Origin of the sequence: Catenulispora sp. MAP12-49 (genome assembly GCF_041262705.1) — a bacterium.
In the GTDB taxonomy this organism is placed as follows: Bacteria; Actinomycetota; Actinomycetes; order Streptomycetales; family Catenulisporaceae; genus Catenulispora.
Genome location: NZ_JBGCCP010000007.1, coordinates 183,752 through 196,429, shown reverse-complemented (window position 1 = coordinate 196,429; position 12,678 = coordinate 183,752). Strand labels below are relative to the sequence as shown.

Sequence of the window (12,678 nt, the reverse complement as noted above, 5' to 3'; positions counted from 1 at the left end):
GCGCGAGCCGGGTAAGCCGTGCAAGCCGTGCAAGCCGTGTAACCCGTCCGCCCGTCGGCCGGTGTGTCCAGAGGTGTACTGGCCACCGACCGACGAGGGGCGGGCATGGAAGGGACGATCGCCGAACGGCGATTGCGGGCACAAGGCGGGGGATCGGCGGTGGACGCCGCGCGGGAGGACTCGTTCCGGGAGTTCGTCGAGGGCTCCTGGAGCCGTCTGCTCCGCACCGCGTACCTGCTCACCGGCGACCACGGAGCCGCCGAGGACCTGGTCCAGATCGCGCTGATGCGCACCTACCGGCACTGGGCCCGCATCGAGGCCTACGAAGCGCCCGAGGCCTACGTCCGCCGGGCGATGGTCAACGCCAACATCTCGGCCTGGCGGCGCCGCAAGCCGGTGGTCCACGTGATGGCCGAGCCGCCCGAGCCGCGGGCCGGGACGCAGGACCATCAGGACGCGTACGCGCTGCGCGACGAGCTGTGGCGCGTGGTCTGCGCGATGTCGCCGCGCATGCGCACGGCCTTCGTCCTGCGTTACTTCGAGGACCTGACCGAGGCCGAGGCGGCCGCGGTGATGGGCTGCGCGGTCGGCACGGTCAAGAGCCAGATCGCCCGCGGACTGGCGAAGCTGCGCACCGAGCTGCAAGCCGAGGGGAGTGCCCGATGAGCGCCGACAAGCGGGCCGCCGCGCAGCGGGATGACGCCGCCGGACGCGAGGCTTTGGAGAACCAGTTCCGCACGATGTTCGCCGAACGCTCGGAGACGGTGCGGGTGACGACGGCGCCGTACGCGAACCTCCGGCGGCGCATCGTCACGGCCCGCCGCCGACGCCGGATGCGGATCGGCAGTGCCGGCGTCGCGTTCGCGGTGGCGGTCGTCGGGGTCGGCGTGTGGGCGACGGTGCCGGGCGGGCATCACGCGGCCGTCGCACCGACCACGCCCGGCGTGGTGACCGGCGTCCCAGCGAAGGTCGTCTACGCCGACGGCCACACCGAGGTCTCCAACACCCTGGTGCGTGACGCCGCGCTGGACTGGCTGCGCACGAACTACACCGGGGATCTGAGCGGCACCACCGTGGTGACGACGTTCGACCAGCAAGCCCAGGCGGCGGCGGACGCCGTGCCGGACAGCAGCGCCGTCATCGTCGACGCGGACGACGGTGCCGTTCTGGCCCTCGGCGACGGCTGGAACCGGCCGCTGCCGATCGCCGACCTGATGAAGCCGATCCTGCTGGCGGCGGCGTTCCAGACCGGGAAGTACGGACCGGACTCGATGGTGCCGCTCGACACCGCGAAGCACCCGCTGTACTGGCCGCCGGGGGCACACCAGCCGATGACCTACCAGTCGGGGGACAACTCGGCCGACTGGCCGCCGGAATCACCCAACACGAGCATCGTCGACTATGACGTCTCGCTCCGTTCGGCCGCCCAACTCGGTGCCAACGGTCCGTTCGCCCAAGTGGAACTGGGTTCGGGCATGTCACCGTCGGTGTTGCGCGACATGGGCGTCAGTCTCGGCCTGCCGAGCGCCACCGAGAACCTGGTGCCCGTGCCGAGCCTGGTGCTGGGGCCGGTGAAGGCGACTCCGCTGACGATGGCGACCGTCAACGCGACCTTCGCCGACGGCGGCGTCTGGCGGGAATCCCGGATGGTCGGCAAGCTGCTCGGCAAGAACGGCCGGGTCCTCTGGACTCCGCAGGACAAAGCCTCCCGAGTCCTGTCGCAGGCCGCCGCGGCACAGGTCACCGATGTGCTGCACTCGGCGCTGGCCGGCGGCACCACCGGAGTTGGCCTCGACTACAGGGCGATCGCCGGTGCCCGGACCTGGGCCATGGCCGCGGCCTCCAGCTCGCAGAACGCGGCCTGGATGGTCGGTGCCGACTCGCGTTATGTGATCTCGGTGGGGATGTCCAGGGAGGACGAGAACGGGAACCTTCTCCCACTCGCCCAAGACAACCGCTACGGTCCCGGGATCGGCAGCCAGTTCGTGGGCAAGACGTGGGCGGGCCTGGTGCAGGCCGTGAGGAAGCTCGGCTGATCGCGCGCCGCGGATGACGGATCCGCCGGGCGGCCTGAGCGCCGCCCGGCGGATCCGGGTCTTCGGCTCAGCGCAGCGCCACCCGCCGCGCCAGCCCCAGCGGCAACCCGCCAGACCCGGCGATCGTGTCGTGGAACTGCTTCAGCGTTCCCTTGCCCTGCTCCAAATACTGCGCCCGGATCGCCTCGATCTCCAGGCATCCGGTCAGATACGAAGGCGCCTGCGTCGGCCACGCGCAGTACCGGTTCACCTCGCCCTTGGCGGTCTCCGGCGTCAGCGAGGCCTTCGAGGCCATGAACGCCTCGGCCTCCTCCACGCTCATCTCCCCGGTGTGCAGCGCGGTGTCCACCACGATCCGCGCCGCCCGGAAGATGCGCGCGTCCAGGTGCCCGAGCTCGTGCCGGGGGTCGGCGAAGTAGCCCTGCTCGCGCATCGCGGTCTCGATGTACAGCGCCCAGCCCTCGGTGAAGTACGGGGTGGTGAACGCGCTGCGCACCGGCCGGCCCTGCTCGGCAACCCACGACAGGTGCCAGTGGTGCCCGGGGTAGGCCTCGTGCACGGCGATCGTCGGCATCGAGACCCGCGCGTTGGTCTTCAGCCGGCCGAGCACCGCCTCCGGCGAGGAGCCGGTCGGCGTGAACGGGACGTTGAACACCCCGGTCCGCGACGGGGTCAGCGCCGGCGGCCGGTTGTAGGAAGCCACCGACAGCACCGCGCGCAGGAACTCCGGGCCCGGCTGCACCAGGCACTCCTCGCCCGGCGCGAAGGACACCAGGCCGTGCTCCCTCGTGAACCGCCGGGCCCGCTCGGTCTCGGCGGTGTACTCCGCGAGCATCGCCTCCTCGGTCGGCGGGAAGTCCTCGCAGAGCATCTCCATCGTCGCGCGCCAGTCGCGGGACCCGCCGGGGATCCGCGCCGCCAGCTCCCGCATCTCGCCGTCGAGCCGGTCGTACGCGGCCTCGCCGCGCCGGTGCAGCTCGGCCGTGTCGTAGCCGAGCATCTCGACGTCCTGGAGCAGCCGCGAGTAGGTCTGCTCGCCGAGCCGCCAGTCGCCTTCGCAGCGCTCTGCGAAGTCCGTCAGGAACGCCGCCAGCTCGTCGAACGCCTCCGCGGCCGGCTCGGCGGCCTCGGCCACCCGGGCCCGCAGGGTCTCGTCCTGGAACATCGCCGGCAGCGACCCGGTCAGGAACGACCGCCCGGTGCGCGCCTGCCCCAGGGACCGGTTCACCAACAGCTTCGGGGCCAGGCCCGGGTCGAGGTTGCGGCGGCAGGCCGCCAGTACCTCAGGGACCTGCTTCAGCTTCTCCAGCGACTCCTCGGCCAGACGCTCCTCCGGCCGGGTCCGCTGCTGGAGCGGGATGTAGAGGCCGTACAGCGCGACGCTCACGTAGTCGGCGGGGTCGCGGAGCCACACCTGCCGTCCGGACATGATGGCGTGCTTGCGCAGCTGGGCCCGGATCAGGTCGCGGTCGACCCCGTCCTCGAAGGCTCCGTCCCCGGCGTCGTCTCCGGCATCGTTCCCGGCGTCGTCCCCGCCCCCGGCCCCGGCCAGCGCGTCCAGCTTCGCCAGGTGGGCCGCCGCCTCGCGGGCCCGGCGCTCGTAGCCCTCGGCCGAGAGATCGCCGAGGGTCCTCGTGCGCTCCGGATCGTCGGAGCCCATGATCGTGGCCGAGACCGGATTCGAGTCCAGGTGCCAGCCGACCGCCGCGGCGACCGCCGACGCCACCGGGCTCTGGGAGTCTTCAGTGGTCATGGGCCGACCGTAGCGCTCCAAGAGCATCAACGGCGATGAAGATCCCCCCTTGACCGACCCTCGTCGCCGGTCTGGACCAGTGCCGACGGTGCGGCACCGGCCCAGGCCGGCATGCTCGGAACCCCGCGCACCGGGCTCAGAACGAGGCGTTCCTCACCCAGTGGTCCAACAGGGTGTGGTCGCCCAGGGCCTCGATCTCCTTGGCCCCCGGCGCGCGCCGTCCCCAGACGAACAGGTACAGCTCGCCGACCGGTCCGCGGACGGCCGCGGCGCCCTTGGCGTGCGCCCGGCGCCAGCGGAAGCCGTGCGGCTCCAGGGTGATCAGCCACTCCGCGCGCTCCTCGCCGACCGCCGCGGGGTCGCCGTCGGTGGCGTGCAGGTGCAGGGTCTCGCCGTCGCCGGTCAGGGCTCTGATCTTCGGGGCGAACGCGGCCGCGGCGGGCAGCACGGTCAGGAACTCGTCGATGCCGTCGGCCGCCACCGCCGGGTCGAACTGCGGCGTCTGGCCGAGGGCCAGGAGCATGTCGCCGCGGTGCATGGCGGTCTCGTGCAGCATCCGCCGCGCCCAGAACCGGGCGTGCTGGTCCGGCCCCCAGGACCACACCGGCTTGTCCGGGCCGGCCTCGCGGACGGCGTACGCCAGCTCCGCCGCGCCCGCGCGGACCCAGTCGCCGTAGCCCGCGTAGGACTCCGGGAAGCCCAGGTCCAGGCTGCGCGGGTTCACGGCTTCCTGGCCCGGCGAGCGCACGATGGCCGCGGCCCAGCGGTGCGCCGTGCCGATGTGCCGCGCGACCTTGCGCACGTTCCAGCCCGGGCAGGAGGGGGCCGGACGGCCCCAGTCGTCGGTGCCGAGGGACTCGAGCAGCGTCGCCACGCGCTCGGCCTCAGCAGTGAATCGTTCCGTGTGGACGAGGTGCGGGTTGGCCGTCTCGCTCATCATCGGCTTGCCTTCCATCGGTGGTCTCGGGCGCCGCCGGGCCTTGCGGACGAGGGTGCGCGCGGCGGGACGACGGCGTGAGGGGACGAGTCATCGGTGGTGAACGGTTATGGAATTTGTTGTGGACGACGGTGCGTCCAGGAGGAACATTGGACCACCGCGCGGCGGCCCGCCACCCCCAGACGTGTGATCATCGTCTCTTGCGTCCGCGTGGTTCCCGACCACCTTCCCCGGCGGGTCGGTTTTCATACCTGAGCCGCAGGTCGAAGCTGACGGAAGGGCGCGGTTTCCGCCAGGTCGCGCCGGTGCGTAACAATCGGGCAAAGGACTCGGGGCTCACCGAGCACGAGCACGGTGGCGGACGGGACGATCGGGAGGCAGGCGCGTGGGACTGGCATGGGGCTTGGTGGCGGCCGTCGTCTGCGCGCTGGCCTACGGGTCGGCGACGGTGTTCCAGGCGATCGGCGCCGGGCGCACCGAGGACACCGCCGGCGCCGGGGTGGACCCGCGGGTGCTGATCAGGGCCCTGTCCCAGCTGCCGTTCCTGGCCGGCATGGCCCTGGACACCGTGGGCCTGGTGGCGGACCTGGTGGCGCTGGAGAAGCTGCCGCTGTTCGCGGTGCAGGCCATCATGAACTGCTCGCTGGCGGTCACCGCGCTGCTGTCGGTGCCGCTGCTGAAGGCCAGGCTGAGCCGCAACGACTGGATCGCCGTCGGCGCGGTGGTGCTGGGCCTGATCCTGGTCGGCATCTCGGCCGGCGCCGAGTCGCCGGTGCACGTGGGCCGCGCTTTCCACTGGGGCATGCTGGTCGCGGTCGTGGTGCTGATCGCCGGGTCGTCGCTGGCGATCTGGAAACTCGGCGGCAACTCGGTGGTGCTCGCGGCGTTCGCCGGATCACTGTTCGGCGCGTTCGCGATCTGTGTGCGGATCCTGCCGGATCTCCATCTCACGGCGCTGTTGACCGACCCGGCGACCTACGCGGGGGTGATCGCCTCGATCACCGGGTTCCTGTTCCTCACCACGGCCCTGCAGCGCGGTTCGGCGACGATCGCCACGGCGACGCTGGTGGTGGGGGAGACCGGACTGCCGGCGCTGCTGGGGTTCACGTTGTTCCACGACCACACGCGGCACGGGTTCGTGCCGGTGGCCGTGGTCGGCTTCCTGTGCGCGGTCGGCGGTGCGGTCTCGCTGTCGCGCTTCGGGGAGGCCGGCGATCAAGGCGCCGGCGCGGCCTCGGGGGAGTCGTCGGCGGCCGGCTGACGGCCGCCGACCCGCTCCACCCCGTGGTCGAAGGCGTCCTCGAAGGCGTCCTCGACGGCGGCGATGGCGTGCTTCACGTCGTCGACGAGGTCGTCTCCTCGGTCTTCCCGGTCTGCTCGGTCTGCTCGGCCTGCTCGGCCTTCTCCTTTGGCCGGCTCAGCCGCTCCTTTGCGCCGCTTCACCACGAACAGCGCCGCGGCGCCGACCACGACCAGGCCCAGCAGCACCCAGCTGACCACCGAGGCGTAGTGCTCGACCTTGTGCCAGGCGTTGCCGGCCGCGTAGCCCAGAAGGGTGAACCCGGTGGCCCAGACGATGCCGCCGAGCGCGTTCCAGAACAGGAATTTCCGGTACGGGATGCGCGAGACGCCGCACAGCCCGGGCACCAGCGCCCGCAGCGCGGCCGCGAAGCGCCCGGTGAACACCGCCTTGCCGCCGAGCCGGTTGATCAGCTGCTTGCCCTGCTCGATGTGCTCAGGCTTGACGAACCGGGCCGGAAGCCTGGTGAGCAGGCTGTCGCCCCACTTCTTGCCGACCTCGTAGCCCACGCTGTCGCCGATGATCGCGCCGAGGATCGCCGCGGCCAGCGCCACCCCGAGGTTGACCTTCCCGCTGAAGGCCAGGAACCCGCCGATCACCACGGCGATCTCGCCGGGGATCAGGAAGCCCAGGAAGACCGAGGCCTCCAGCGCCGGGAGCAGGAACACCAGGGCCAGCGCCGCCGGGCCGGGCAGTTTCTGCAGCGTGTCCGCGATCCAGGTCAGTAGGGCTCCCATGGCGGTCAAGCTTAGGCGGTCCGCATTTTCCGCGGGACGTGCGAAGGTCGCCGATCGGCGTCATACCTTCGGATGACCTCTCACGCGTGCGACGGCACCCGGGTCCACGCGCGGACTATGTCGCGCACCGAGATCATCCCGACCACCTCGTCCCCGTCGACCACGATCAGGTGCCGGAACCCGCCCCGGGTCATGGCCTCGGCGGCCTGCTCCAGCGTCCAGCGCGGGGTGGCGAACACGACGTCCGAGGTCAGGTGCCCCTCCACGCACTCGGTGTCGGCGTCCCGGCCGCCGCCGAGGGCGTGCAGGATGTCCCGCTCGGTGATGATGCCGATGCCGGAGGTCTCGGGGTTGTGCACCACGGCGCTGCCGACCCCGCGCTGGGTCATCCGCTGCGCCGCCTGGCGCAGTGTGTGGCGGGGGCCGATCATGAGTATCTCGGTGGACATGGCGTCGACGACGTGGGCGGCGTGGCGTGTGCTGGGGATGGACATGCTCGCTCCCTGATGATTCGCCTGGGGGTGGGGGCCGTGCCCGGGGGTGGCACGGTGGCCGACGGGCTCCTCTTCACAAATTCACATGCGAGGAAGGCGTTGGCAAGGCGAAAGGCGGGAGATCTTTTTTGTTCACCCCTCCAGCTGCTGGCCGCCCACGTAATAAAGCAATTCCTCGTGCAATAGGCCGTTGGAGACCGCCGCGGAGCCGCCGAGCACCCCGGGCACGCCGTCCACCGAGGTGAACATGCCGCCGGCCTCGGTGACGATCACCGCCAGCGCCGCCATGTCCCACAGCGACAGCTCCGGCTCGGCCGCGATGTCGCAGGCGCCCTCGGCGACCAGCATGTGCGACCAGAAGTCGCCGTAGGCGCGGGTCCGCCAGCAGGCGCGGGACAGGTCCAGGAAGGCCTCCAGCTTCCCGTACTCCTCCCAGGACGTCACAGAGCTGTACGCCAGCGAGGCGTCGGCTATGGCCGTCACCTTGGAGACGTGGCAGCGCTGCGCCGAGGACAGCGAGCGGCCGGTGAACGCCCCGCCCCCCTTGGCCGCCCACCAGCGCCGGCCCAGAGCCGGGGCCGAAACCACGCCGGCCACCACCTCCTCGCCCTCCATCAGGCCGATGAGCGTGGCCCAGACCGGGACCCCGCGCACGTAGTTCTTGGTGCCGTCGATCGGGTCGATGATCCATTTGCGGCCGGTCGCGCCGGCCGCGGTCTCGCCGAACTCCTCGCCGAGCATCGCGTCGCGCGGACGCGCGCGGGACAGCGCGGAGCGGATCGCCTCCTCGGCCGCCTTGTCGGCATCGGAGACCGGGGTCATGTCGGGCTTGGCCTCCACCACCAGATCCCGGGCCTTGTAGCGGCCCATGGAGATGGCGTCGGCGGAGTCAGCGAGGACGTGGGCCAGCCGAAGGTCGTCGTCGAAGGCGGTCATGGGTCACACGATAGGGCGAATCCGCGACCCGCCGCGCCTGTCCTCCCAGGATGTGACCCCCGTCCTCACTAGGCTGGCCGTATCTTCCGACGAACATCGCCCCCAGGCCTGACGCCGCCGCGACGGACACCGATCCCCTCGCCGCGGCGGCTGAGGTCGTGGCTGGGTTTCGGCGAGGAGTCGTCGGCGGAGTCGCCGGCGCCTGCGCCGCGCCCGAAACCGCTGCCGACACTGCCCTCGCTGCCGTCACTGCCCTCGCTGCCACCCGAGCCGACTCGGGCGCCGGCGCCGTCCTTCACCGCCCGGCGGACCAGGGAGCGCGTGGACCGGCTACCGGCCGACCTGCTTGAGCCGGTCGTCGAGCCCCGGTGCGGCATCGACGGCTGGACCTATCAGGGCACCACGCTCGAGGAGTGCTTCCCGCCGCACGTCGAGGCCGAGCTGGCGCAGACCGTCCACATGATCTGCGCCCGGCTGGCCACCGCGTGGAACTACCGGCGCGCGGCGCAGCTGCTGGAAGGTCAGCGTGCTTACTCGCAGGCCTACGCCGTTCTGGAGATCTGGTCCGCCGAGGGGCCCGACCCGGATCCCACGCTGCCGAAATGGCGGGCCCGCCTGGCCCGCGCGGTGCTGTCGAACTCCGGGGCGTGAAACCGGACGCTTGACAGCAGTCGCCGCCATGTCAAGCTAGCTTCATGGGTTCCGCTCGCGAAGCACTCCTCGACGCCGCCTACGAGACCATCGTCGCCGGTGACTGGTCCACCGCCCGCATGGCCGACCTCGCGGCGCGCGCCGGCGTCTCGCGCCAGACCCTGTACAACGAGTTCGGCAACCGCGACCAGCTCGCCGCCGCCCTGGCCCTGCGCGAGGCCGAGCGCTTCCGCGAGCTGACCGGCCACGCCGCCCGCACCGCGCCCGGCGACGTGGGCGCGGCCACCGCGGCCTCGGTGACCGCCGCGCTCACCGCGGCCCGGGACAACCCGCTGATCAAGGCCACCCTCACCGACGACACCTCCGGCCTGCTCCCGTACCTGACCACCCGCTCCGAGGCGATCATGGACGTCTTCCGCGAGGACTCCATCGCCATCTTCACCGAGCGCTGGCCGGAACTGGCGCACCGCCCCGAGGCCCTGGCCGAGGTGGGCTGGATCAGCGAGACCGCGTTCCGCCTGGTGATCAGCCATCTGATCATCGCCACCGAGCCCGTGCAGACCACCAGCGCGCACATCGCCGAGGTGGTCCGGCGCCTGATGAGGGACCTCACGACGAACCATTGACGCCAACCAGCGACGGAACCATCGACGGCAGGAGTCCGCAGTGTCCACACACGACCTCTACACCCTCCCGGCCGACCACGAGACCTGGGACGTCGCGAACACCGGCTACTCCCGCTTCACCTGGGAGTACGACAACGGCCGCGACCGCCTGCTGCGCCTGTACCAGAAGGGCAAGGACAAGCAGTGGGACCAGGTCACCCGCATCGACTGGGACATCGAGGTGGACCCGGACGACATCCTGGGCTTCCCGCACGAGACCTCGCCCCTGTTCGGCTCGGAGATCTGGGACAAGATGACCCCCGAGCAGCACAACGAACTGGGGCGTCACCAAGTCGCCTGGCAGTTCTCGAACTTCCTGCACGGCGAACAGGGCGCCATGATCTGCTCGGCCCGCATCGTGGAGTCGGTCCCGAACCTGGACGCCAAGTTCTACGCGGCCACCCAGACCATGGACGAGGCCCGCCACGCCGAGATCTACAGCCGCTTCCTCAAGGAGAAGGTCGGCCTCTTCTACCCGATCAACGACCAGCTCAAGGCCCTCCTGGACGACACCCTGTCAGACTCCCGCTGGGACATGCCCTACCTGGGCATGCAGGTCCTCATCGAAGGCCTGGCCCTGGCCGCCTTCGGCGTCATGCGCGACCTGACCGACATGCCCCTGCCCAAGCAGATCCTGGCCTACGTGATGCAGGACGAAGCCCGCCACGTCGCCTTCGGCCGCCTCGCCCTCCGCGACTACTACAAGGAACTCACCCAAGCAGAACGCGACGAACGCGAAGAGTTCGTCGTCGAGGGCTGCTACCTGATGCGCGACCGCATCAACGGCCGCGACGTCTACGAGCACCTGGGCCTGCCGGTCGAGCGCTGCCTGGAACTCAACGAGCACTCCGAGTACTACACGGCCTTCCGCAACCTGCTCTTCACCCGCATCGTCCCGACGGTGAAGGACATCGGCCTGTGGGGCCCGCGCGTCCAGAAGGCATACGAGGACATGGGAGTCCTGAACTACGCCGCCTCGAACGTCGAGGACCTGATGAAGGCCGACGAGGACCTCGCCGAGCGCCTCGACCGCGAAAAGCGTTTCGCAGCCGAGGAGGCAGCGCGCGCCGCGGACGTGGACGCGACCATCGCGGCGGGGGAGCAGGGGTAGCGCTTCGCTCAATCCTTTGAGCATCCGCCTGCGTAGCGCATGTGCATCCGCCTGCCTACAACGAGGCTATTTGTACCCCGACCAAGTGGCCCGCGCCCCGGCATCCCCGACCCGCACCGTCTGCACCACCGCCGCGGCCGCGACGACGATCGCGACTATCGCGAACACGGTCGTCAGCGGCGGCCGCTCGTACTTCTCGGCCAGCACCAGCAGGATGGCGGCGACCAGCAGGCCGACGACGTACCAGATCAGCGTCATGCCGAGGTTCTTGTGGTCCACGATCTGCTTCAGCGTCTTGAAGCCAGGGTTGTGGTTGAAGAACTGCTCGCCGCTGATCCGCGCTATGTAGGTCCCGACGACCGCCAGCGCGTCGACCACGACGATCGCCAGCCCGACCCTCCCTGAGCGCCACTGGGGCCGCACGCCCATGGCGATCGTGGCCAGCGCGGCCACCGGGATGCCCACGACCACGAGATGGATCACGAGGATGTGGGTGGGCAGGTCGAAGATCTTGTAGGTCACCGATGCCTCCGTGTGATGGCTGTGCTGGAGCTAACGTACGGCACCTGTCTATGGGTTCAATGCGCGGATCAGGGCGCCTTTGAGCCCGCCCTACCGCCCCATCCGCCGCGCCCAGAACTCCGCCTGCGCGTCCGCGGTGTCGTTGAAGAACTCCAGGATCCCCTGTGAGGAGAACGCCTCGATCCCCGCCACGTCGTGGACCTCCAGCTGTGCGATACCGGGGACCTGCCGTGCGCTCTCCATAGCGCTTCCGACTCCGTCGCCCGACGCGTCCACCTCGACCCCGCGCCCCAGCAACCGCATATCGGCGACCAGACACACCACCGACCCCACCGCATCGCGCCCGATCCACACCGGGTACGACCCGTCCCCCTTGCCGCTGGGGAAGGTCAGCAGCTCCGAGTTCCCGTCACCGGGGATCGTCGCCTCAGCGGCGTCCACATCGTCGGCGTCTTGGTAAGCCGCCAAGGAATTCACAGCGGAGGCGTCCATGAACGCGGCCGTCCCGGAGTCCACCACGAACCCGAAGAACTCCGACGCGCCCAGCAACCGCTCGTCCTGCCCCGGCCGCAGCGCCAGCTCCCACGTCGCCACCGGCTCCTCGCTCACCCGCACCCTGGCAGCCGCGATCACGTCCGTACCGTGCCTCGCAACACGTATCCGCGCGGTGTCCACCGGATACTCGCCCGGAGTGAGCGTCACCGTATAAGGCGCGACTGCCTGTTCCCCCTGTAGTTCCACCGTTGCCGGATCCGCCGTCACGATCCGCCCGGTGCCCAACCGCAGACGCCCCACCGGCTTCGGCTCCCGCACCTCGAACACGTCGCCCTGTCCGTTCCGGATCCGTGCCCCGGCGACGAACAACGCCTCCAGTGCCGCCGGCCGCGCTCCCTCCGGCGCGCTCCACGGCGCCCAGAACGGCCCCTCGGCCTCCTGCTCGGGATCCGGCGCGGTGACGAACTCCAGCGGCTCGAACGCGCCCAGCAGCCACCCGTCCACGGGCCACCGGCCGAACTCCAGCAACGGGATCCGGTGCAGCGGCCCCGGAAGCTTCACATGGCTGGTGAACTGGCCGCGCCGGGTGTCGTCCAACGTCGCGCGCACCGGCTCGTCCGGCCAGAACCGGAAGGTGATCCGCAGGTCCGCGCCGAACTCCGGCTCGTCGTCTTCCATGTGCCGCCACGCTTTGAGCTCGCGCAGCATCAGATGGTCTCCGAGATCCCGGTAGGAGAACTTCAGCGAGCGCCGGCCGGCCAGGTCGAAGGCGAACACCCCGACGTACCCGGCGCCGGTGTCCACCTGGACCAGCGCTCGCGGCTCGGTGTCGATACTGAGTAACGCCGCATAGCGCCGCCCCGCGTTGTGCCGGTCTCGTGCGGTCTGTTCTCTCAGCGGCCGGAACGCCGCGTGGGCCGCCGCATCCCAGCCCTCGCAGTACGCGACCTCGACGCGCGTCGGGTCCATGGTCACCCGCGCCCTCCTTCGCTCTTGCCCGCTTCGCTTCTGTCCTCGTCGTATCCGCTCTATTCCGTTTCC

13 protein-coding genes are annotated in these 12,678 nt (G+C 70.7%); 6 read left to right on the top strand and 7 right to left on the bottom strand.

Features of this window, described 5'->3' with window-relative positions; translation table 11 throughout:
• Window positions 1-105 precede the first annotated feature (105 nt).
• The gene (locus tag ABIA35_RS16310) at window positions 106-666 is read left to right on the top strand and encodes a SigE family RNA polymerase sigma factor (protein WP_370358404.1); all 561 of its coding nucleotides are present in this window, start codon (window positions 106-108) and stop codon (window positions 664-666) included.
• On the top strand, window positions 663-2,036 hold the full coding sequence (locus tag ABIA35_RS16305; RefSeq protein WP_370358403.1) for a penicillin-binding transpeptidase domain-containing protein: 1,374 nt from the start codon (window positions 663-665) through the stop codon (window positions 2,034-2,036). The genes ABIA35_RS16310 and ABIA35_RS16305 overlap by 4 nt, the downstream gene beginning before the upstream one ends.
• 67 nt (window positions 2,037-2,103) lie before the next feature.
• Here the strand turns inward: ABIA35_RS16305 and ABIA35_RS16300 are convergent, their stop codons facing one another.
• Window positions 2,104-3,789, bottom strand: a complete 1,686-nt coding sequence (locus ABIA35_RS16300) for a DUF885 domain-containing protein (RefSeq protein WP_370339345.1) — start codon at window positions 3,787-3,789, stop codon at window positions 2,104-2,106.
• A 136-nt stretch (window positions 3,790-3,925) separates the two neighbouring features.
• Window positions 3,926-4,729, bottom strand: coding sequence for a maleylpyruvate isomerase family mycothiol-dependent enzyme (locus ABIA35_RS16295; RefSeq protein WP_370339347.1), 804 nt, complete (start codon window positions 4,727-4,729; stop codon window positions 3,926-3,928).
• A 382-nt stretch (window positions 4,730-5,111) separates the two neighbouring features.
• Here ABIA35_RS16295 and ABIA35_RS16290 point away from each other — a divergent pair, with 382 nt between their 5' ends.
• Complete coding sequence (locus ABIA35_RS16290) at window positions 5,112-5,987, top strand: hypothetical protein (protein WP_370339349.1); 876 nt, start codon at window positions 5,112-5,114, stop codon at window positions 5,985-5,987.
• Here the strand turns inward: ABIA35_RS16290 and ABIA35_RS16285 are convergent.
• From ABIA35_RS16285 to hisN, 3 genes are all read right to left on the bottom strand, one after another.
• Window positions 5,942-6,763, bottom strand: coding sequence for a DedA family protein (locus ABIA35_RS16285; protein ID WP_370358402.1), 822 nt, complete (start codon window positions 6,761-6,763; stop codon window positions 5,942-5,944). The genes ABIA35_RS16290 and ABIA35_RS16285 overlap by 46 nt on opposite strands.
• Window positions 6,764-6,843: 80 nt before the next feature.
• Window positions 6,844-7,257: a cyclic nucleotide-binding/CBS domain-containing protein gene (locus tag ABIA35_RS16280; RefSeq protein ID WP_370339353.1), complete on the bottom strand. Its 414-nt coding sequence runs from the start codon at window positions 7,255-7,257 to the stop codon at window positions 6,844-6,846.
• A gap of 132 nt (window positions 7,258-7,389) precedes the next feature.
• Window positions 7,390-8,193, bottom strand: a complete 804-nt coding sequence (gene hisN, locus ABIA35_RS16275; protein WP_370339355.1) for a histidinol-phosphatase — start codon at window positions 8,191-8,193, stop codon at window positions 7,390-7,392.
• 321 nt (window positions 8,194-8,514) lie between these two features.
• Here hisN and ABIA35_RS16270 point away from each other — a divergent pair, with 321 nt between their 5' ends.
• From ABIA35_RS16270 to ABIA35_RS16260, 3 genes are read left to right on the top strand one after another with little or no spacing between them, the layout of a single operon-like run.
• A complete protein-coding gene (locus tag ABIA35_RS16270; RefSeq protein WP_370339357.1) occupies window positions 8,515-8,844 on the top strand; it encodes a hypothetical protein in 330 nt (109 codons plus the stop codon).
• A 44-nt stretch (window positions 8,845-8,888) separates the two neighbouring features.
• Window positions 8,889-9,470: a TetR family transcriptional regulator gene (locus ABIA35_RS16265; protein ID WP_370339358.1), complete on the top strand. Its 582-nt coding sequence runs from the start codon at window positions 8,889-8,891 to the stop codon at window positions 9,468-9,470.
• A 40-nt stretch (window positions 9,471-9,510) separates the two neighbouring features.
• Window positions 9,511-10,620, top strand: a complete 1,110-nt coding sequence (locus tag ABIA35_RS16260) for a ferritin-like domain-containing protein (protein WP_370339360.1) — start codon at window positions 9,511-9,513, stop codon at window positions 10,618-10,620.
• A gap of 66 nt (window positions 10,621-10,686) precedes the next feature.
• Here the strand turns inward: ABIA35_RS16260 and ABIA35_RS16255 are convergent, their stop codons facing one another.
• Both ABIA35_RS16255 and ABIA35_RS16250 read right to left on the bottom strand, forming a co-directional pair.
• Window positions 10,687-11,142: a DUF2231 domain-containing protein gene (locus ABIA35_RS16255; protein ID WP_370339362.1), complete on the bottom strand. Its 456-nt coding sequence runs from the start codon at window positions 11,140-11,142 to the stop codon at window positions 10,687-10,689.
• A gap of 90 nt (window positions 11,143-11,232) precedes the next feature.
• On the bottom strand, window positions 11,233-12,606 hold the full coding sequence (locus ABIA35_RS16250) for a DUF4241 domain-containing protein (protein WP_370339847.1): 1,374 nt from the start codon (window positions 12,604-12,606) through the stop codon (window positions 11,233-11,235).
• Between the last annotated feature and the right edge of the window lie 72 nt (window positions 12,607-12,678).